The 20,324-nt window shown below is 45.4% G+C and carries 20 protein-coding genes, 8 tRNA genes and 2 rRNA genes; 6 read left to right on the forward strand and 24 right to left on the reverse strand.

Going from position 1 to position 20,324, the window contains the following annotated elements:
• Positions 1–8 precede the first annotated feature (8 nt).
• The 7 genes from AC58QT_RS25525 to AC58QT_RS25555 form a co-directional block, all read right to left on the reverse strand.
• A complete protein-coding gene (locus AC58QT_RS25525; protein ID WP_497411457.1) occupies positions 9–1,190 on the reverse strand; it encodes an MGDG synthase family glycosyltransferase in 1,182 nt (393 codons plus the stop codon).
• On the reverse strand, positions 1,187–1,861 hold the full coding sequence (locus AC58QT_RS25530; RefSeq protein ID WP_497411458.1) for a phosphatase PAP2 family protein: 675 nt from the start codon (positions 1,859–1,861) through the stop codon (positions 1,187–1,189). Before AC58QT_RS25530 ends, AC58QT_RS25525 begins: the two co-directional genes overlap by 4 nt.
• 933 nt (positions 1,862–2,794) lie before the next feature.
• The gene (locus tag AC58QT_RS25535) at positions 2,795–3,556 is read right to left on the reverse strand and encodes a hypothetical protein (protein ID WP_497411459.1); all 762 of its coding nucleotides are present in this window, start codon (positions 3,554–3,556) and stop codon (positions 2,795–2,797) included.
• A 38-nt stretch (positions 3,557–3,594) separates the two neighbouring features.
• Positions 3,595–4,449: a hypothetical protein gene (locus AC58QT_RS25540; protein ID WP_497411460.1), complete on the reverse strand. Its 855-nt coding sequence runs from the start codon at positions 4,447–4,449 to the stop codon at positions 3,595–3,597.
• 194 nt (positions 4,450–4,643) lie between these two features.
• Positions 4,644–5,030 (reverse strand): winged helix-turn-helix transcriptional regulator, encoded by a 387-nt coding sequence (locus tag AC58QT_RS25545; RefSeq protein ID WP_497411461.1) that lies wholly within the window; start codon positions 5,028–5,030, stop codon positions 4,644–4,646.
• A 238-nt stretch (positions 5,031–5,268) separates the two neighbouring features.
• The gene (gene rpmF, locus AC58QT_RS25550) at positions 5,269–5,445 is read right to left on the reverse strand and encodes a 50S ribosomal protein L32 (protein ID WP_047680282.1); all 177 of its coding nucleotides are present in this window, start codon (positions 5,443–5,445) and stop codon (positions 5,269–5,271) included.
• 124 nt (positions 5,446–5,569) lie between these two features.
• Positions 5,570–6,310, reverse strand: a complete 741-nt coding sequence (locus AC58QT_RS25555; protein ID WP_497411462.1) for a class I SAM-dependent methyltransferase — start codon at positions 6,308–6,310, stop codon at positions 5,570–5,572.
• Between the two features lie 135 nt (positions 6,311–6,445).
• Between AC58QT_RS25555 and AC58QT_RS25560 the strand changes: the two genes are divergently transcribed.
• The 5 genes from AC58QT_RS25560 to AC58QT_RS25580 all read left to right on the forward strand — a co-directional run bounded on the left by AC58QT_RS25560 (position 6,446) and on the right by AC58QT_RS25580 (position 11,612).
• Positions 6,446–7,144 carry a response regulator transcription factor gene (locus tag AC58QT_RS25560; RefSeq protein WP_497411463.1) on the forward strand — a complete coding sequence of 233 codons (699 nt, stop codon included), beginning with the start codon at positions 6,446–6,448 and terminating at the stop codon, positions 7,142–7,144.
• A complete protein-coding gene (locus tag AC58QT_RS25565; RefSeq protein ID WP_497411464.1) occupies positions 7,137–8,147 on the forward strand; it encodes a sensor histidine kinase in 1,011 nt (336 codons plus the stop codon). Before AC58QT_RS25560 ends, AC58QT_RS25565 begins: the two co-directional genes overlap by 8 nt.
• 100 nt (positions 8,148–8,247) lie before the next feature.
• Positions 8,248–9,009, forward strand: a complete 762-nt coding sequence (locus AC58QT_RS25570) for an ABC transporter ATP-binding protein (protein ID WP_497411465.1) — start codon at positions 8,248–8,250, stop codon at positions 9,007–9,009.
• A complete protein-coding gene (locus AC58QT_RS25575; protein ID WP_497411466.1) occupies positions 8,999–10,939 on the forward strand; it encodes an FtsX-like permease family protein in 1,941 nt (646 codons plus the stop codon). Before AC58QT_RS25570 ends, AC58QT_RS25575 begins: the two co-directional genes overlap by 11 nt.
• Before the next feature lie 7 nt (positions 10,940–10,946).
• A complete protein-coding gene (locus AC58QT_RS25580; protein WP_497411467.1) occupies positions 10,947–11,612 on the forward strand; it encodes a phosphatase PAP2 family protein in 666 nt (221 codons plus the stop codon).
• A gap of 34 nt (positions 11,613–11,646) precedes the next feature.
• Here the strand turns inward: AC58QT_RS25580 and AC58QT_RS25585 are convergent, their stop codons facing one another.
• Together AC58QT_RS25585 and AC58QT_RS25590 are read right to left on the reverse strand one after the other, a co-directional pair.
• The gene (locus AC58QT_RS25585) at positions 11,647–12,426 is read right to left on the reverse strand and encodes a squalene/phytoene synthase family protein (protein ID WP_497411485.1); all 780 of its coding nucleotides are present in this window, start codon (positions 12,424–12,426) and stop codon (positions 11,647–11,649) included.
• 322 nt (positions 12,427–12,748) lie between these two features.
• Complete coding sequence (locus AC58QT_RS25590) at positions 12,749–13,444, reverse strand: hypothetical protein (RefSeq protein ID WP_497411468.1); 696 nt, start codon at positions 13,442–13,444, stop codon at positions 12,749–12,751.
• A gap of 225 nt (positions 13,445–13,669) precedes the next feature.
• Here AC58QT_RS25590 and AC58QT_RS25595 point away from each other — a divergent pair, with 225 nt between their 5' ends.
• On the forward strand, positions 13,670–14,572 hold the full coding sequence (locus AC58QT_RS25595; protein WP_497411469.1) for a manganese catalase family protein: 903 nt from the start codon (positions 13,670–13,672) through the stop codon (positions 14,570–14,572).
• Positions 14,573–14,692: 120 nt separating this feature from the next.
• On the opposite strand, the gene AC58QT_RS25600 is transcribed toward AC58QT_RS25595, so the two are convergent.
• The 15 genes from AC58QT_RS25600 to AC58QT_RS25670 form a co-directional block, all read right to left on the reverse strand.
• Positions 14,693–15,199 (reverse strand): GrpB family protein, encoded by a 507-nt coding sequence (locus AC58QT_RS25600; RefSeq protein ID WP_497411470.1) that lies wholly within the window; start codon positions 15,197–15,199, stop codon positions 14,693–14,695.
• Between the two features lie 307 nt (positions 15,200–15,506).
• Positions 15,507–16,544: a S66 peptidase family protein gene (locus AC58QT_RS25605; RefSeq protein WP_497411471.1), complete on the reverse strand. Its 1,038-nt coding sequence runs from the start codon at positions 16,542–16,544 to the stop codon at positions 15,507–15,509.
• Positions 16,541–17,131 carry a TetR/AcrR family transcriptional regulator gene (locus AC58QT_RS25610; RefSeq protein WP_497411472.1) on the reverse strand — a complete coding sequence of 197 codons (591 nt, stop codon included), beginning with the start codon at positions 17,129–17,131 and terminating at the stop codon, positions 16,541–16,543. Before AC58QT_RS25610 ends, AC58QT_RS25605 begins: the two co-directional genes overlap by 4 nt.
• Before the next feature lies 1 nt (position 17,132).
• Positions 17,133–17,876, reverse strand: a complete 744-nt coding sequence (locus AC58QT_RS25615) for an SDR family oxidoreductase (RefSeq protein WP_497411473.1) — start codon at positions 17,874–17,876, stop codon at positions 17,133–17,135.
• Positions 17,877–18,168: 292 nt separating this feature from the next.
• Positions 18,169–19,140 carry an MBL fold metallo-hydrolase gene (locus AC58QT_RS25620; RefSeq protein ID WP_497411474.1) on the reverse strand — a complete coding sequence of 324 codons (972 nt, stop codon included), beginning with the start codon at positions 19,138–19,140 and terminating at the stop codon, positions 18,169–18,171.
• A 106-nt stretch (positions 19,141–19,246) separates the two neighbouring features.
• A tRNA-Gly gene (locus tag AC58QT_RS25625) sits at positions 19,247–19,317 on the reverse strand.
• 20 nt (positions 19,318–19,337) lie between these two features.
• Positions 19,338–19,414: transfer RNA gene (locus AC58QT_RS25630), tRNA-Arg, on the reverse strand.
• Positions 19,415–19,432: 18 nt separating this feature from the next.
• Positions 19,433–19,518: transfer RNA gene (locus tag AC58QT_RS25635), tRNA-Leu, on the reverse strand.
• 10 nt (positions 19,519–19,528) lie between these two features.
• A tRNA-Cys gene (locus AC58QT_RS25640) sits at positions 19,529–19,599 on the reverse strand.
• A 25-nt stretch (positions 19,600–19,624) separates the two neighbouring features.
• Positions 19,625–19,700 (reverse strand) — tRNA-Val (locus AC58QT_RS25645).
• Between the two features lie 17 nt (positions 19,701–19,717).
• Positions 19,718–19,792, reverse strand: a tRNA-Glu gene (locus AC58QT_RS25650).
• A 7-nt stretch (positions 19,793–19,799) separates the two neighbouring features.
• Positions 19,800–19,875: transfer RNA gene (locus AC58QT_RS25655), tRNA-Asn, on the reverse strand.
• 4 nt (positions 19,876–19,879) lie between these two features.
• Positions 19,880–19,955, reverse strand: a tRNA-Ala gene (locus AC58QT_RS25660).
• Positions 19,956–19,984: 29 nt separating this feature from the next.
• A 5S ribosomal RNA gene (rrf, locus tag AC58QT_RS25665) occupies positions 19,985–20,101 on the reverse strand.
• Between the two features lie 130 nt (positions 20,102–20,231).
• Positions 20,232–20,324: ribosomal RNA gene (locus tag AC58QT_RS25670) — 23S ribosomal RNA — on the reverse strand; the annotation flags it as partial.

Here is a 20,324-nt window from a genome sequence, read left to right on the forward strand (position 1 = left end):
GGCTTTTTCTACACATTCGCATACGAGAATTGCAAACCATCTTGAATCGGAAGGTAATGATGCTCCGTTTCCAAAATCGCATCCAAGGTACGCAATACATCTGGTTGTTGGTGACGTCGTTGTACATTTTTTTTCAACTTGAGCAAAACGGACTGATTCGCGATGACGTCGAGCAATTGTTTTTTCATCTCAGCGGCGTTCTTTACTTCGACAGCAGCACCAATCCCCACGAGGTACGCGGCGTTGGCCTGCTCCTGCCCAGGAATCGGCTTGTACAGCATCATGGGCAGCTCCAACGCGAGCGCTTCGGATACGGTAAGCCCACCTGGCTTCGTCACGATTAGGTCAGACAGCGCCATAAGCTCGTGCACATGGTCGACGAACCCTGTCACCATAACGTGATGATGCGTGTTCGAGCCGCCAAGTTCCTCCTCCAAATGCTGCTTCAGCTTCTCGTTGCGTCCGCAGACGAATACAAATTGCACAGGCACTGCCAGTTCATCCGATTGCAGCACCGATTTGAACGATTTTCCGATCAGGCCGTGCCCCCCGCCCATCACAAGCACCGTTGGCATGTTGCGCTGCAAACCGTATTTATCGCGAAGTTCGGAGCGATTGTACGATTGTGTGAATGGCATCCGAATCGGAATGCCGGTCACGACGATGCGCTGCTCCGGGATCGCATACTTCAGAAGCGCCTGCTTCACATGCTCTGCCCCGACCAGATACTTATCCGTCCCTGGATGAATCCAGTAGCTGTGATCGGTATAGTCCGTGATGACCGTCACGGTCGGCACGATCGTAAGGCCGTTGCATTTTAGATAAGACATAGCAGCCGCAGCCCCTGGGAACGTACACACAACTTCCGTGGGTGCTTCCTCTTCTAACAAATCCAGCATCCGGTCGGTGCTGAAAGACTTCATTCTTTTGAACAAATGGGATAACGCGGTGTCATGTCTGGTCTTCTTGTAGAGAAAACCATATACGGAGGGCAAGCTTTTTACCCATTGCATATAACAGTACTTACCGAACCCATGCAAATACGGATGTGTCCACGCCAAATAGTCGACGACTTTCACTTCCATATCAGGTCTATACATACGTACAGCTTCAAGTATCGCCTGCGCTGCTTTGTTGTGCCCATCCCCAAGACTGCCCGTTAGTATCAGAAGCTTCCCTTTTCTTCTCATTGCTTTAGTCCCCTTTCGAGCTCATCTTGTCGCGCACCAGCAGCTATCGATCCTATCGACCACGCTCTCCTACTTTTACTAACTACATAGACGACGCACTCAGCTACAAGCACTGCACCCACGATATCCATAATCACATGTTGTTTAACGAACAGAGTCGACGCAATAATTAACACTGCCATACCCGCCGTTATGATTTTGTAGCGTATTGCTATAGGTACTGAACGGAGATAGGCTCTCATCATCAGATAGGCCGTTAGTACGTGTGTGCTGGGAAAACAATTAAACGGTTCATCGGAGCTGTACACCCATTGCACTGTCCGAAGCAACCAATCACTACCTGCAAGGTCCGGCCGCGGCACTGTTGTCTGATATATAGCATAGACGCTATAACATAAAAGCAAACCTATGATAAATTCTACGAGTGTTTGAAGGTAATTCGAGCGATCTCGATACGCTAAATATAAGAAGCCTACGGCAAGAAAGCCATACCAACCTAAATACGGAACCACAAAGCCTTTGATAAAAGGGATCTGCCGATCCAGATCAGTCATTAAACTGTACGCTGTTCCTGTGTCTTGATTTAAATGTATATAAATGAGCCCTACTAATGGGATCAAAAGAAGTCCGCTGCACGCTAGCAAATAGGACATCCAAGCTTTTGTTCTCATGCCAAATCCTCGCTCTCCTCTACGTTACCTTTATCATAAAGGAGTAAGGCTTTTTAAAGAACACCCCAAGGTACTGTCTTTCGTTAGCCAAAGGTCGTGATAAAACCTAGACTAAAGACGGAGTTGTCCACGTTCTTAGAAGCATATAAGAGAAGCTAATGTTCCATTTCATATTACAGTAGTATTACGAAAACATTACAACATAATACAGCATACCAAATCACACGCGGAAAAGCACATCCTTCGGCATCAAATAGCATAATCCCGCTCCACCAGCTCTCTCCTACCGATCGCGCAATGATAAGTATTCGTAGGCGGCCTCGTGAATAAGGGGCACATGATTCTCCATTTGTGGATAAGTTCAGTTGTGGATATGTGTATAAGCAAGAAAGAATCTTATACACAGCCTGATTTGTGGACATGTTGATATTGTGGGTAAGTTTGGGGATAAGTGTGCTATGAGGCATTATGAGAGTGAAAAGAGGGGCCAAAAGAGGGAGAGAGCTAGGTTGCATCGGTGCGGTGTGCAGAGGTAATGAAGAATGGTTAGGCTGCGTGGAGCCTGAGGGGTTGCTGGGCTGGTGCAGCATAGAAAAAAGTCATCGTAGGTGGGGGTAGTAATATACGTGATATAAGGTAAAAAGGCTAGAGGTGCGTGCATTTCTGGGGGTATTAAAGGAGATGGATATGTAGGTGAGAAAAAGAGGGAGGATTGAAGTCTCAAGCGCGGCGTCTCTGCTTGCTGTTACTTGCTTGAGTACATATATTGTGCGCAAGCGCGGCGCCTCGGCTGGCTGTTACCTGCTTGAGCACATATATTGTGCGCAAGCGAATCTTCGCAACTGGCTGTTAACTGCTCGAGCACAAATACTGTGCTCAAGCGCGTCTTCGCAGCTGGCACTTACCTGCCCCTCCCGCGGCCGCGAACACGCTTTATTTTAAAAACTGATCCGTCGAACCCGTCGCTACAAAATCACTCAGCTTCAGCAGCTGCTTCTTCCCTATGTTGCCAGTTATCGTATGGGTTGTAGGCTTCTCGGCCTTAGGATCGTCGACGATTCTTTTCACATAATCACCTGTGAGCAGGTTATAGTCCTCTTCGTCACCGGTTTTCTCTGTCATCGTCCCCGTAAAATAAGATCCAAGGGTAGCGCCGATCAAGTACCAGTCCCCATTTTGAAATCTGAACCGATAATTTCCATACCACCTGAAGTTACTTCCCCCATAGAAACTGACGACAATGGAGCCTCTATCGATAAAAATACTGTCGAGTGGATCGCCCCATATCCCGCCTTCATCGGCTTTTAGAATCGCCTTTTCTGCAATAATGGAGCGTGTATACGTACTGTCCCTATTGCCAAAACCAATCAAAAGCGCCCTATCCGGTGCTTCCTCTTTCTTGGCCTCTATCTTTTCGATGACCATGGCGACGTCCTGGATGCCGTCTTTGTTCAAGTCACCTTCCACGCTGTCCGCACTATTCTGTCGAACCAGCAGCTGCCACCCTGGGGGAATAAGCGAGGTTACATCCTTAACCTCATTAACCTTTGGTGCTGCACTCTCCATTTGCACGCTGATAGGAGCTGTTGACTCACTTGGCATCGCACTCGGTTCAACGGTTGTAGGCTCTGCCGCTTGGCACGCGGACAAACCGACCATGAAAGTTACTACCATGAAATAAACCACGACCTTCAAATCCTTATGCTCCTTTCAACGCCTCACAGTTGGTCTCATTATTTTCGATAGTGGCGTAATCCTTTTACTAACCCGATGATAACCAACAGGAGCCCCACTATGGCTGTGCCGATCGGATAGGCTAATGGGAACAGAAGAGATGGCCAAACAAATAAAATGTTACTATGATATCCCAAGCTGAATGGCGAAGCTGACGTAATATTAATCATATTGATCCTCTGCGGCACCTCATTCAGCTCATCATATGTGAAGCGGTCCTCTTGAACCTGACCTTGGCTATCGATACTTAGTATGCGCCATGACAGATTTTTATCCGGAGTAAATGCCGTCCCAGAGATTCGTTGAATGATGACGAACTTCTCTATCCCTTTCTCCTTGACTGTCAAAACGCCAAAGTAGCCATGGTACCGATTATCATCTAAAAAAAATGGCCGAACTAGGACCGGCCCCTCCACCGACCAATCCTTGTGATTAATCGTCATGTGTAAATTCGCTTGTTCACGGGTGGATGTATTGAATTCGCCTGCTTGAAACTGGTCTGCAATTTCTATTCTCTGACCTGCCCATTTATATGTTCTCGTGTAAGTGAGTCGATCCGCACTGGTTTCTTGATTCATGCTCACGTAATCTGCCATGGTCTGAATGGTTTTTGTTTCTTTGCCGTCTGATAAATCATTTTCCACAGACATATGATCAACGGGGATCGGGGTACCTCTGCCAAGAATTTCAACCTTACCTAATTCCATAAAATTCACATAGATATGCTCAAATTTAAACTGATGGTTTACACGACTCCCAATATACTTCTCTTTCCCCGCTGCATACAAAGGTTTGGCAGAGAGTATTACAAGTATCACACCTAGCATAAGCGGCATTAACCTCATCCATTTCATGCTTTCATCTCCCGACTTTAACAGCATAGTCATTCCCCTTTCTTTCTATGTTACACCTGTTCTAGACGCTTTCACCCTCCCGTTTACGTCAATATTTTGAAATATTTTCCACATTTTCTAAAGAGTCACGCCTTGACTATAAAAAAGAAGAAGCCGCGTTCGCGGCTTCTTCTTTTGCTGGAGAAACTCCCGTATTATCGGGTGACTTCATCTAATCTAGTTTCAAATGATTCCACGGCTCGTTCTTCCCCATACATCTCATTCAAATGATTCACATGCGCCATTCCCCAGTCATTCATTGCCTGTAAGACAGTAGCCATTCCTTGGCCATATTCGGTGATGGAATACTCGACTTTAGGCGGTATTTGAGAATAGATCTTCCTGTGAACAATATCGTGATATTCTAACTCCCGTAATTGTTGAGTAAGCATCTTTTTCGTTATATCTGGAATTTCTTTTTGAAGTTCGCTAAATCGCAACGTGCCCTTAGAAAAAAGGTGGAACAAAACAACAGGCTTCCATTTGCCAACAAGGATTTCTAACACAGTTTCCAATTTACAATGCGTATGCGCTGTTTCCATTTGAATCCACTCCCTCGCGTTTATTGAGGTATCTTTGTGCAAACTAGGTTTATTTCGAGTGACTACTACGCTGTATCGTCCCTAGGGAACATTATACGTCTACATACTTACTTAATTCAAGTAAATAATTTTTTTGTTACAGTTTTTTTGTACTACTTGCTACACTTGGACACTGGTAAAATACAAAAAAAATAACACTTCGATTAGAAGTGTCATTTTCATTGCAAGATTCATATGATTATTGAGCTTGTACGATCTCTCTACCCTTATATGAACCGCAGTTTTTGCAAACATGATGCGCTTTTTTAAGTTCAGCACATTGTTCACACTTCACCATTCCTGGCACAGCCAGTTTAAAGTGAGTACGGCGCTTATCGCGACGTGTTTTGGACGTTCTCCGTTGAGGAACTGCCATAGTCAAAACACCTCCAGTTACATTTAAATAAATCAACAAGAGATATCATAGCCTTATCAAGGTGCTTTGTCAATGCTGTGACCCCTGTTAACTTCGCGATCTTCGCATTTTTTCGACTTTATTTTCACTTTGAAAGCTTAACCGCTGAAATTAATAAGAAAATAGGCCGGCGTGTTTCGTCTCTCATTTCGGGATATTGATCCAATGCTTCTTGCGTCGGTTGCGGTTCTGCGAGCTTCGTTATTTGGAATCCAGCATCAATAAGTGCATTCATATAAGTAGCTAGCGTTCGATGATACTTCACCACATCATGATCTAGAAATCTAGCGACTCGCAGACCTTCATCTTGATAATCATCGACGGGCCAGTGCATCCGCTCGCCTTCCGGGCCATAGTGCCAATCTTGCGCAGCACGCGCGGTAAAGACTGGATGTTCAACGGAGAGTACGAAAGTGCCTCCGTCCGCAAGACAGTGCTGTACTTGACGGCAAACCGCCTCAAACTGCTCGACGTAGTGAAGAGCCAATGAACTGACGGCTACATCAAATTCACCCGCCGCGAAGTCGATATCCTCAATTGCCAGCCTATGATATTCGATACCCGTATCGTTATTATTCGCTCTGGCATAGGCCAGCATTTTCTCCGAGAGATCAACTCCAACTACGGACTCCGCTCCTTGCTCACGGGCATACTTGCAATGCCAACCATAGCCGCATCCAAGATCAAGAACACGTTTACCTTGAAGCGTGGGCAGCATCGTACGAAGGACAGGCCATTCCCCAGCTGCACTGAGGCCACCCATGGAACGAGGCATCTCGCTGTATTTTTCAAAAAATCCAAGCTCATCGTATTTATTCTGTTTCATGGCATCCATGACTCCTCATTTGAATTTATGGTATGATTTGCTAAAATGGACGAACGCACTAGAAGCTGTATTTACCACAGTTTACAATATAATGCCTTTTCAACTCAAAGAATGCTCAGAAGTGGGTGACTTCCCTTGTTCAAGATCTTACTTATTGAAGATGATGCAACCTTGTTCGCCGAGATCAAAGAGCGTTTGGCCCAATGGTCTTACGAGGTTCATGGCATCGCCGATTTCAATAAAGTAGTTGAGTCCTTTATCGTACTGAAGCCTGATCTCGTCATTATTGATATTCAACTGCCCAAATTCGATGGCTTTCATTGGTGCCGAATGATTCGCACGCATTCCAATGTGCCGATTGTTTTCCTCTCTTCGCGCGACCATCCTACCGATATCGTGATGTCCATGCAGCTTGGAGCAGATGACTTCATCCAAAAACCTTTTCATTTTGACGTACTCATCGCAAAAATCCATGCCATTCTCCGTCGTGTCTACAATTACAGTACAGAGCCAATGAAATTGAAAACATGGTGTGGTGCTACGATTGATTTTGAAAAAAACATCGTTCTTCATGAGTCTGGTTCTTCCATAGAACTAACCAAGAATGAGATTTACATCTTAAAGCTTCTCATCGAGCGTAAGAATATGATCGTCAGCCGTGAAGACATCATCAACAGCTTATGGAATGACCAGCGTTTTGTAAGTGATAATACGTTGACGGTAAACGTAAATCGGCTCAGAAAGAAGCTGGACGAGCTCGATTTGGGCCGCTTTATAGAAACGAAGGTCGGTCAGGGCTATATGGCAACCGAAGAGTCTCCTCACTATGAGTAAAACATTTCTGATGGAGCGAATAAGCTGGATTGGGATGTTCCTATTCGGCCAATGCCTTCTGCTGCTTATTGCGTATCTCGACCTCTCCATTCCGCTCCAACCGATGCTGTACATCGTTTTCTTATCCACGATTCTGTTCATTATCTTCTTAATCATTCGCTATCACAAGGAGACGGCTTTTATCAAGCGGTTAAATGACTGGGAAACCAGCCTTGACGTCTCTGGTGTCGCCGATGCAGCAAGTCCCTTCGAGAAGATCATGGAATCGGCCTTAGTCCATCAAACCGAGCGCCTCCATCAGACGGCCTCTCGGCAGCAAATCGCCCTGGAACAGGAGAAAGATGAGCTGTTGTCTTGGATCCATGAAGTGAAGACACCACTCACTGCCATGCATTTGATGATTAGCCGTTTGGAGAATGATCCGATGCGAGCATCCCTAACCTTTGAATGGCTGCGCATTCATCATCTTCTCGACCAACAGCTTCACCAACTTCGACTTCCCTCGATTGAAAATGATCTCTATATTGAAAAGGTAGACATCGAAAGTCTCCTCTATATGGAGCTTAAATCCTTACAATCTTGGTGCATTCAAAAAGGTATGGGGTTTGACGTTCATTTGAACGTAACCCAAGTGTTGAGCGACGCCAAATGGCTCGCTTTTATCCTTCGTCAGATCTTAACGAATGCAGTAAAATATAGCGACAAACCCGCTTCCGATATCATCGTAAAAAGCTTCTTGGTCCAAGAGCGTACGATGCTAGAAATATCCGACTCCGGTCGTGGGATTGACCCTAAGGATCTGCCCCGTATCTTCGATAAGGGATTCACCTCTACGACCTGGCACCAAGACAGCGCCGCGACAGGCATGGGCTTGTATTTGGCGCAGAAAGCCGCACACACGCTGCACATCCAGCTGACTGTACAATCTGAGGTTGGTGTAGGAAGTACGTTCACCCTCGCCTTCCCACAGCCCAACGAACTCTTGCGGATTACAGGCATGTGACAATAATGTCACATGCCTTTCTACTTTGTTCGGTGAATCGAAGGATAAATGCCGTGCAGCTTTTTATAATAAAGCTATCATGTGAAGGAGTGTGTGGCTTATGTCCATCTTACAAGCTGTTAAAATCCATAAAAGCTTCGGCAATAAACATAACAAACAAGAAGTATTACGGGGTCTAGATATAACCATCGAGAAAGGGGAGTTCGTCAGCATCATGGGTCCATCGGGATCTGGGAAAACGACACTGCTCAACGTGCTCTCCTCTATTGATAAAGTGAGTCATGGCTCCATTCAAATTAACCAAACAGAAACAACGAACATGATAGAAAAGCAATTGGCTGAGTTTCGGAAGCATCATCTCGGTTTTATTTTTCAGGATTATAATTTGCTCGATACGCTAACTGTGAAAGAAAACATCCTGCTTCCTTTATCCATTACGAAGATCTCTAAAGTAGAAGCTAATCAAAGGTTTCATGACATTGCGACAGAGCTTGGCATTTATGAGTTGAAGGATAAGTATCCAAACGAAATATCCGGTGGGCAGAAACAGCGAACGTCCGCGGCTAGAGCGTTTATTCATGATCCTTCTATTATTTTCGCGGATGAACCAACGGGTGCCCTGGATTCCAAATCAGCTTCCGACATGCTCAACAAGTTAAGTGCACTGAATCAAAGCAGACAAGCAAGCATTGTGATGGTCACCCATGATTCCGTTGCAGCCAGCTATAGCAGCAGAGTTATTTTCATTAAAGACGGGCAGATCTATTCCCAAATCTATAAAGGGCAAGAAACGAGACAGGCTTTCTTTCAAGATATTATGAAAACCCAAGGTGTGCTGGGTGGTGTGCAATATGAGTATTAATCATCTTATCCTTCAAAATCTAAAGGCCAATATCAAGCATTACTACCTATATGTGTTTGCCTTGATGTTTAGTGTTGCGCTATATTTCGCTTTCGTCACCTTACAATTCGATCCTGCGCTAGATGCTGCAGAAGGTACGATTAAAGGCGCAGCTTCCATGCGTGCAGCCTCTATTTTACTTATTGCGATTGTGACGATCTTCAACTTGTATGCTAATAACATTTTTGTGAAAAGACGCAGTAAAGAAATCGGACTTCTGCAGCTCATCGGCATGACGAAGGCGAAAATCTTTCGTATCCTTAGCGTCGAAAACTTCATCCTATACTTCGGTTCTCTCGTCGTTGGGACGTTCATCGGATTCTCCGTATCTAAGCTCATTCTCATGGTCTTATTTCAACTTACAGGGGTAAAAGCGAATGCATCGCTCCACTTTTCGTTGCAAGCGTTCCTGCAAACCATTGTTGTTTTCAGTGCCGTTTACTTATTCATTCTACTGGTCAATTATTTGTTCATTCGCAGGCAAACAATTCTTTCGCTGTTCCATGTAGCAACCTCAACGGAAGCCAAAGTAAAGCAGATGTCGAGGACCGAAGTAACCCTTGGGTTTATTGGGCTATGTCTCGTTATCCTAGGCTACTACGTATCTTCTAAATTGTTTTCAGGAAACATGACGACGGCACCTGAATTATTGAGTGGAATGCTCTTCATACTTGCTTCGGTGATCATCGGTACTTATTTATTCTATAAAGGGTCTGTCCGTTTAATTTTGAATGTGATTCGTAAGAGGCAAAACGGCTTCATCAACGTGCAAGAGGTGCTTTCCCTCGCTTCCATCATGTATCGGATGAAATCCAACGCCTTGCTTTTGATGGTGATCACGACGGTATCTGCCCTTGCGATTGGATTGCTTTCCTTGAGCTATATCACGTACTATTCCGTTCAAAAGACAGCCGAAATGAACATGCCGAATCACTTTGGTGTGACGGAACGTCAGTATGCGGAGAGCTTTATGAAAGCCTTAGATGCCGGTGGCATTAAACATCGAGATACAACCATTGAGGTCATTCAAATTAAGATTGATCTTAGCCAAGTCATGGAATCGAAAAGTGAACTTTATATGAGTCAAGATGTCAATCGGATCGCTGTTATTAGCGAAACCGCTGCAGGAATCGATTTGACTGCGGAGCAAACCTTTTTTACCGGGGCAAACGATGAAATGCAAAAATTTCTTCAGTTCAAAGCGAATAGCCAAGCCCAATTTATCACCCTAAATAGCACCCTCCCGCTAACGAATACCGGCATTGAGGAGAGATCCTTCATCTCAAGACGCTTCTCGATGAGTAGCCTGCCTGTTGCCGTCGTAGACGAATCTGTCTTTCAGCGTTTAAAGCAGGATCTCGATCCTCGCATTCAAGGAACATCATCGCTCTATTTCGGATTTGATATCGTGGATGCGAAGGAACTCGAGAAAGCCAATCAACTTTTTCACGAAATCCAATGGGATGAGCGCGCTTCCCGTGATTCTCGCCAAGATATGGCTAGTGAATCCAAAAACAGAATGGGCTTGATCATGTTCATTGTCGCCTTCCTTGGGCTCACCTTCCTTATCACGTCTGGCTGTATCCTTTACTTCAAGCAAATGGATGAGAGCGAAGACGAGAAGGCCTCGTACACCGTTCTAAGGAAGCTAGGCTTCACCCAAAACGATCTATTACAAGGCATTAAACGCAAACAGCTATTTAATTTCGGTATCCCCCTCGTTGTCGGGCTGGTCCACAGCTATTTTGCGATTCAATCCGGTTGGTTCTTCTTTGGAACGGAGCTCTGGACACCCATGTTGATTGTCATGATCCTGTATACCATTCTTTACTCGGTTTTTGGTATACTATCAGTGCAGCATTATAAAAAGGTGATTGAGAGGGCTCTTTGATCAAAGAATGAACAACATACGACGACTACCAACCATTTTACTCATTCTTAGCCTTGTTTCTATTGGGTGTTTCGTGACCATTGCATCCTTGTTACAAGGGCAGCAGATAGCACGATTTGACAGCAGCGTGATTACATTCGTCCAAGGTATGGAACGTCCCTGGCTGACTTCTATAATGGAGCTAGTAAGCTTCATAGGTTCAACACGCGTTGTCATCGCCATTACGCTGATTTGCTTGTTTCTTTTTTACAAGTTCCTGAAACATCGCATGGAATTAATTCTGTTTGTTACCCTAATCGCGGGGACCGCAGTTTTGAATCGACAGCTCAAACTATTTTTTCAACGCGATCGCCCTACCCTTCATAGGCTTGCCGAAGAGGCAGGCTACAGCTTCCCCAGCGGACATTCTATGATCGCTTTCGCGATGTATGCATCGCTTTCTTTTCTGCTTTGGAGGCATGTACCTACCAGAAAAGGGAGGACCATCGTCCTTGTATGTAGTATCCTTATGATCCTTCTAATTGGCATAAGCCGGATTTACCTCGGTGTCCACTACCCTAGTGATGTTGTTGCTGCCTACTTCGCCAGCGGGTTCTGGTTCGCCTTGTGTGTTTGGATTTTTCAATGGTATATGGAAAAGCGATACAACCAAAAGAAACCTGCATCCGTCTAATGGATGCAGGTTTCTTTTATGTAGAACCTATTCGCTACGTTACCTTGCTCACAATTTTCAAAACCGCGTCTCGTGTCAATTTGCTGCCACCCGCAGAAAGCAGATTGAGCGTTGCATGCGCGAGCGCCAATGGCACCTTGCAGAACTTCAGCGCTGGTCCCTGCTTCAGGTCTGCGATATAAGCGTCGGCTAGTTGTAGATTACGGCGTGTGTATTGCTGCATTTCCTTGAAGCCCCAGCCTTCCGGGAAGAAGCTAACGCCACGTTTTGCATCCTCAGCTTGGTTCCGAAGAATATTGACCGCTTGCAGCCCTCGTCCGAAGGCAATAGCCTTATCACGATCCGACTGCGTGCCATCATTCCACTGCCACAGCTCAGATAACATTTCGCCAACCATACCCGCTACACTGTATGTATACCCATCCAAATCTTCTTCCGTACGGATGCTCCAGCCTTTTTGGACCCATTCCGACATTTGGAGTGACATTTTCGCAATGTATGTTTCAATAATCGGTAACGCGGTAGGCGGACACAAACGCAGCCATTCTGCAAGTCGCAGAGATACTTCCGGAAGTTGCGCTGTATAAGGCGTTAATAATTTCTGGATCGCATTAATAATATCCGAAGACTGGAATGCCCCGTGCACACCAGCTAACAGCTCTATTTTTAAAGCGTCTGCCAGTTCCTCATGATCTTCGATTTCATCAATAGCCCGCATGCACAGATAGGCAGATGCTACCGCTTCTTTCAGACCTGCATCCAAACCGCTAATCGGTATATAAAAGGTGCGGCTCGTTTGTTTTAACATGGTCATTGCATCTTTTACAGTATCGGTACTAATGGTAATTACCTCCAAGTATAAACTTACCTTTAACTTATATAATGTTACTTCATGATAACATACTTTATTATTGTTAATCCAAGCCCAACCACCAATTGTTTTATAATCTGAGCTTTATTACACAAAAGTGTCAAATTTTCAGAGAGGAGCCATCATCATTTGCAATTTATTTCAGACAGAGCAAGGAATGACACCCTTTTCTGGATATTATGTCCAAATTGTGAAAGAAATAAAATAATTGTTCCTCCATTTCACGAAAAAAAAAGCTGCCGATTCTCTTCATCGGCAACCTCTTTTACCTATTATCGCTCGTACGAGCATCTAAGATATAATCGATTCGATCCTCACAAGATGACGCGAAATCGGGTGCAGCTTCCTCTGCCATGCCACATACAGATAGCCAATACCCTTCAACCGGAAGTTGGGTATCCGTAATTTCATGGATTTGATCCTTGTCTATGCGGTATTTCATCATACTTTTTATAGCATAAGTCATACGAGCGCCATTCTCATGAACTCGCATGTAACGTATCGGATCGTCATTATTCGGTTTCATTATCGTCAAATCCATCTCATCCAATCGCTTAAAGAAATAGCTCACTTGCATCGAACGATCATATTGCAACCATGGCCCCTCAATCTTTTGCTTTTTGACAATGGCTTTACTAGTTATAAGGTCATAATCTATATAGTAAAAAATAAAATCATGCTGCCCCGGACGACGCCATACGACTTCGTAAGATAACTTCTGAACTTCGCCCTGCTCGTTATAAAACAACTGAAAATCTTCCAACTTGGCTTGTTCATCCATCCCCAGCGTGGTGGCAATCCCCTGCCAGTGATCAGAGTAATCATGTTCATTCAACTGTACGACATTCACTTGAATCCTATGCTCTTTCTCAAAGACAAGGGATTCAACGATCACATACATGAAAAATGTGAATCCACCTAGGATAAGAATACCTAGCGCCGTTCGATATAGTCGATTCAACGGTGAGATTCCCCCTCAAGTAGTATGACAGCTATAAGCAATCCACTACTTACTTGTCTGATCATCGAAGCACCAGTCCCATTCAAATTTGAAAATATTTCCCATGTGAATTAGACGCACATTACTTATGGAAAGTTGCCATTCAAATTGGTGCTGCGGGATGGTTAGATATAGACCTTAAGGTAAACAATGTACAGGAGTGAAAAATCTAAGGGAGTTGAAGCCATGTTTAAACGAATGGATGAAATTTCGATTGAGATTCCTGACATTGAGAGGCCTGACCCGAATGCCGCGGCCGCTGTACAGGAATTGTTAGGTGGCAAATTCGGTGAAATGTCCACTTTGAACAATTATCTGTATCAATCCTTTAATTTTCGTTCAAAGGAAAAGCTCAGGCCCTTTTACGATTTGATTATGAGTATTACGGCCGAAGAACTGGGCCATGTAGAGTTGGTATCACACGCGATTAATAAATGCTTAAGGGGCTCGACGAGCTATAAAGAGCCTGAACAGACACCACTAGATGTGGTCAAAGATGCTCGTCTTTCGTATCACTTTTTGGCAGGAGCGCAAGGGGCGATGCCTGTAGACTCCATGGGCCATCCATGGACAGGTGCAAATGTTTTTAACAGCGGTAACTTGGTAGAGGATCTGCTTCATAACTTCTTCTTAGAATGCGGTGCTCGTACCCATAAAATGAAAGTATATGAAATGACCGACCATCCTGCTGCCCGTGCTGTAATTGGTTACCTGCTCGTTCGTGGTGGCGTTCATGTTGTCGCATATGCCAAGGCATTGGAAGTCGCTACGGGTGTAAATGTCACTAAATTAGTCCCTATACCTTCCTTGAACAACAAACCATTTAATGAAGCAAGGAAGTATGAAGATAAAGGTGTGCATACCAAGCTTTACACGTGGAGCGACAATGACTTCACCACAATCGGCCAGATTTGGAAAGGTACCCATCCCGAAGATGGCTCCGCTTTGGAAGTCATCCCAGGTACACCGCAAGGATACCCCATTGCTGAAGCTCCGGCTGTCGATGAGGAATTTGCTCCTGGCATTTCGCCAGAGGACTTCCAACAAATCGCGGCGAGACTTAAAATGGCTGGAAATATTAGCGGATAACTCGCTTAAATCAAAAAGACCGTCCTGTGAGTAGATGCTTCTACTTTAGGGCGGTTTTATTTTGGGTCAAACTACTTGATTACTAAAAGAAACCCATATACTCTCACTGGCGGTTCCTCCCTAATGCCATCCCGCGCGTTGCAGTACCCCTGTGACATACTCACTCTTACCTAGCGAATAGGCTCCGCGATCATCGCGGAATCGATGTGCAAGCTCACGCTTTAATTCTCCATACGCAATAACTTCTTCTGGATGACTCCTCAAATAATCTCGAAAAAGAAGATGCCGCTGTAACTCCAAGTTATCCACAGGTACTACGTATAGATGATGCCATATCATGCTCTGGGGAGGGATAAAAGCCTCACGACCCGTAACGCCTAAATCGCCTTCATGTACATACCCCAACACAGCGAGCCTCTGAACAACTATGCGCACATCTTCAGGTGCTTTAACCACCACGTCCACATCGATGATCGGTTTTGCCGCTAATCCAGGAACAGAAGTACTTCCGACATGTTCAATTCCAATCACAAGATCACTTACAGCGGGAAGTACGAAGTTTCTTATCTGTTCGAAAATCACAACCCATTCTGGATCGTACGCGACGACTGCAATAGGGGAAGCCATGCGAAATACCTCCGCTCACTATGTATCACTCCGTAATTGGCTTCAAATCACTGAATTTTAGCAGTACCTCTCTGCTCGTATCCAAATAAATAACCCTTATGTCCAATTCCTCGTCATTCATCTCAAAAGAAAGAATCATACATTTCCGACCACGATTCTTAGTCTTTCTGGGGTTGTCTGGAGCCACAACATACGAGCCTCCGAGACTCAAACTGACCGTTTCACTCATAGTAATCTGTTACCCTCTCATGTTGTTATTAGGATCACCCTTCAATTATACATGGATTACGCTCTTCCCACATCTCCATCATTCAAAAGGACTCTCCAACAAAATAACCGCATTCGTCCGCGGATTTAACTCCACCCTCCCGCCGAGAGGCAGAATCAATTTCGGATCTGTATGCCCAAAGTCAAAATCAACAACAATCGGTACATGAGCAGCCCCAAACTCTTTTCCGATAATATTCAAAAGGATTTCTCTAAGCTCTACATTCTCAGCTGCACTATAATCCTTCGCCCTACCAAATATGACGCCTTTAACGCGTGAAAAGATACCCTGCATCCCATAATTTCGGAGCATATAGCCCACTTGCATGGGAGATGGTTTCTCTTCTGATGTTTCGAAAATCAAGATTTTATCCTGCCAGAAATCATCCTTCGGCCAATAAGCCGTCGATTTCATAAATTCTAGAACCTCGATGCAGCCTCCCCACAAATACCCTTGCTCCATCGCTTCGCCCTGTATAAACGTCCATCCATTCTGGTTCTCTGAAAATGGCAGACACTCGCCCAACGTCTCTAGTTGGCTCCAATCTTTATAGCCATTCGTCCATGCTTGATACGGCTCAAAACGATAAGGGAACTGCTCTTCAAATAATATCGCATGAAGATGCTCCGTAAACGCTTCTGGTAGGTTTTTTAGTTGCGCAAATCCAGCCATAACCGATGGCCCATAGAACGTAACCATTCCCAAATTACTTAAGTACGTTAAGAATGTCGTGGCATCTGAAAACCCCATAATAAATTTAGGATTTTTCAAAATCACTTCCGTATTTAAAAAAGGTAAAATCCTCACCGACTCATACCCGCCGATGGAAGTCACGATTCCGTCTATTTCTTCATTTTCGAAACAATCATTAATATCCTGGGCACGCAACCGCGGATTCTTATACAACTCATCTGGTGACATTCTTGCCGATGGCATTTCAACAACTTCCCAGCCGAAGACCTCTTGAAGCTGCTTCAGACCAAGCTCGTAAATATCCGGGAACAAAGAAGGCAGCCCACTGGAAGGGGAAATAATAGCTACTTTGGATCCTGACCTTAATCGTTTAGGTTTGATCATGTTAACCCTCCTACTAATAACTGCCAAACATTTTCAAAGTCCTCCATCATACTCCCCATCCCCCATTCTGCAGCATGCGCAGGATGATGGAAACGTGAGGTAGCCAAGAAAATAGCTCTAGCAATCGATTCCGAGTCGCCTTGCTTCAATTCTTTGCTCGCCATCCCATGCTCAAGGATCCGTGCTAGCTGCCCTATTAAGCGATACACATGGGTGCTTATCATTTCAACTTCAATAACCGTAACATTGGCATACATGGCGAACATTTCAACATCTTCGGCAGCGAATTTCTGCTTGGTTTGAATCAACGTATCTAACCACAAACGCAACCGATCAACCGAACTACCGCCAATCTCACCTGCAATTGCTTCCAAAGGAACGACGATGCTCGTGTGCAACCAGCGTGACGTCACGGCCTCCCTCAGCGCCGCTTTACTTTCAAAATGCCGATATAACGTTCCATGACTCACTTGCAGCACCTTGGCAACATCGACAACGGATGTTTTGTCCGGTCCATAACGCCGAAGCACTTGCTCAGCTGCATCTAAAATCTCATCTTTCGATAAAGGCAACTCATTCTTCATCATTTTATACAAAACCGCCATTCACTCGAAGTGTTTGCCCGGTAACCCACTGCGATTCCTCGCTCGCTAAGAAAAGCACAACCCGAGAAATATCCTCCGCTTCTCCCATACGACCGAACGAATTCATACTGCCAACAGCTTTGATTTGTTCCTCCGATTTCCCTACTGTGAACAGTTCGGTATTCACCGGTCCCGGTGCTACCGCATTAATCGTAATGCCTTTGGGTCCTAATTCTTTGGCCAACTGACGTGTGAACTGCTCTACAGCGCCTTTCGTACCCGCATATGAGCTGTACCCAGGGAACATTTGCCCATTAACCGAAGTAGAGAAATTGATGATCCGACCATTCTCTTTCATATGCAGTGCTGCTTGTTGAATCGCAAAGAACGTCCCTTTCACATTAATATTAAACTGCTTATCGAAATCCTCTTCCGTAATGGCGAGTAGTGGTTTCGTAATCATGATTCCTGCGTTATTGACCAAAATGTCAACCCGCCCATACGCCTCCAGCGTCTTCTGGAACAAAAGCTCTACCTGCGCCACTTGGCTAATATCTGCCCCAATCGCGATAGCTTCCCCACCTTGTTGTTTAATGCCGTTAACGACTTCCTCCGCCTTAGCTGGACTGCTTGCGTAGTTCACGACAACGTTCGCCCCCTGCAGGGCCAGTTCCTCCGCGATCTTCTGACCGATGCCTCTGGAGGCACCTGTTACTAGTGCTACTTTACCTACTAATTTACGTTCCATTTCCTACTCCACCTTTCGAATGGGTTTAATTTTCTGCTGTCCTGAACGCCGCCTAACCATATAACTTTATTATAAATATCAAAATGACAAATATCAAATGACAATTTTTGATTTTTGTCATTCGCGAATAAAATCAAACCATATACCGCCCCCTTAAGACCCGAGGCTCCCACATTCGAAGACTTTCAATAATTTACCTAAAGGGGATTATCTCATTGAGGTTGTTTGGAACAAAACAAAGGTGTCGGCAGCATTTAGCAAGAGCTAATCCACCTACACCTTTATATTCAACCTAATCCCCTGATCGCTCTGCCACAAGTGTTTCTCCATGCTTTAATAAGCGGAGTTTGCTTTGGCCAAGTTCAAGCTCCCTCCGCTGCCATTCCGCTAACAACCGATCTAGCGCTTCCTTTGGCGTATCATCGGCAAGTCGGAATGCCCCATAATGCATCGGAATGAACTCGTTCCCTCCCATATCTATAAATGCCTGTATCGCTTCCTCAGGGGAAACGTGCTGCATCCCCATAAACCACTCCGGCTCGTAGGCACCAATTGGCATTAGCGCGTAGTGAATGCCGGGAAATCTAGCCCCGATCTCTCGGAATCCCTCGAAATACCCGCTATCGCCAGCGAAGTAAATCGTAGGGGTATCCCCTTCTCCTACTGGCATAGCCTCTGTGGTTCTCTTCAATACCCATCCGCCCCATAGCGAGGTATTCGTATCGGTTAGCGTACGTCTTGTCCAATGCTGCGCAGGAACGAAGTGGAACTCTAATTGGCCGATCGTGTGGCTGCCCCACCATGGCAATTCATGAACCGTGCTGAATCCCAGTTTCCGCACCTTGGAGGCAAGCCCTTCGGGAACAAGCACGAGAGGCGTGCCTCTTAGCTTCTTCAACGAGCCCACATGCAAGTGATCATAATGCGCATGGGATAGCAAAATAACATCAATTGGCGGCAGCTCCTCTATCGCTAACCCTGGCGCCTCCAGTCTCTGCGTAAAGCCCATTCGAGTGGCCCAGACAGGATCTGTCACAATTGTCATACCACCCATTTGCAGTAAAAAGGTGGCATGTCCGATCCAGGTAATCGTCACTTCACTCTGATTATTCTTCAGCAGCTCTTGCTGCTTATGTTCCGATTGACCGATTCGGAAGCTCAAATCCTTGATTTTACCCTTCCGCTCCTTCTGCCAACGACGTACTTCTTTCCAGGTTTTCGTTTTCGCATTTGGATCTAAATTACTATATCGCTGCCGAGCCATACGTTCATCCCCATTCACTGATCTTCCGCTTATAATCTTTAGTATAGCAAATGAGATCCAGGTATTAAAATGAAAAAGACCACCCTAGGGTGGTCTTTTTCGTGTAAGCGGGCGGCGGGAATCGAACCCGCGCGATCAGCTTGGAAGGCTGAAGTTCTACCATTAAACTACGCCCGCGTAGTTTGTTGAAGTGAAGATGGCGCGCCCTGAGAGATTCGAACTCCCGACCTTTTGATTCGTAGTCAAATACTCTATCCAGCTGAGCTAAGGGCGCATCTAAGTTGTGTAAAAATGCCGAAGACCAGACTTGAACTGGTACGGTAGTCACCTACCGCAGGATTTTAAGTCCTGTGCGTCTGCCGATTCCGCCACTCCGGCTTATATATCAAGGCGCTACCCAGATTCGAACTGGGGGTAAAGCTTTTGCAGAGCTCTGCCTTACCACTTGGCTATAGCGCCGAAATCTCTTCTCTACCATAATAAATGGTGGAGGCTGACGGGATCGAACCGCCGACCCTCTGCTTGTAAGGCAGATGCTCTCCCAGCTGAGCTAAGCCTCCATGGGATTAAGGATTATTGGTGACCCGTAGGGGACTCGAACCCCTGTTACCTCCGTGAAAGGGAGGTGTCTTAACCACTTGACCAACGGGCCTTGAAAATGGCTCCCCGAACAGGACTCGAACCTGTGACAACTCGATTAACAGTCGAGTGCTCTACCAACTGAGCTATCAGGGAATAATGGTGGAGCCAAGCGGGATCGAACCGCTGACCTCCTGCTTGCAAGGCAGGCGCTCTCCCAGCTGAGCTATGGCCCCAGACAAAAAAAATACCCACAAGTGGGTCTGCTTGGCAACGTTCTACTCTCCCAGAACCCTGCGGTTCAAGTACCATCGACGCTGGAAGGCTTAACGGTCGTGTTCGAGATGGGAACGCGTGGATCCCTTCCGCCATCATCACCAAACAGTCAAAGCGTTTTGTTTGCGCCTTGAAAACTAGATACGAAATTTCAACGTAAGTTTTACTTAGGATTTTCTGGGCCCCAATCAAGTATTCGGAATTCGCTACTAAGCTTATCTTCACTTGGTTGGGATTAGGTTAAGCCCTCGACCGATTAGTATTCGTCAGCTGCATACGTTGCCGCACTTCCACCTCGAACCTATCAACCTCGTCGTCTACAAGGGGTC

Source organism: Paenibacillus sp. J31R109 (assembly GCF_059692055.1).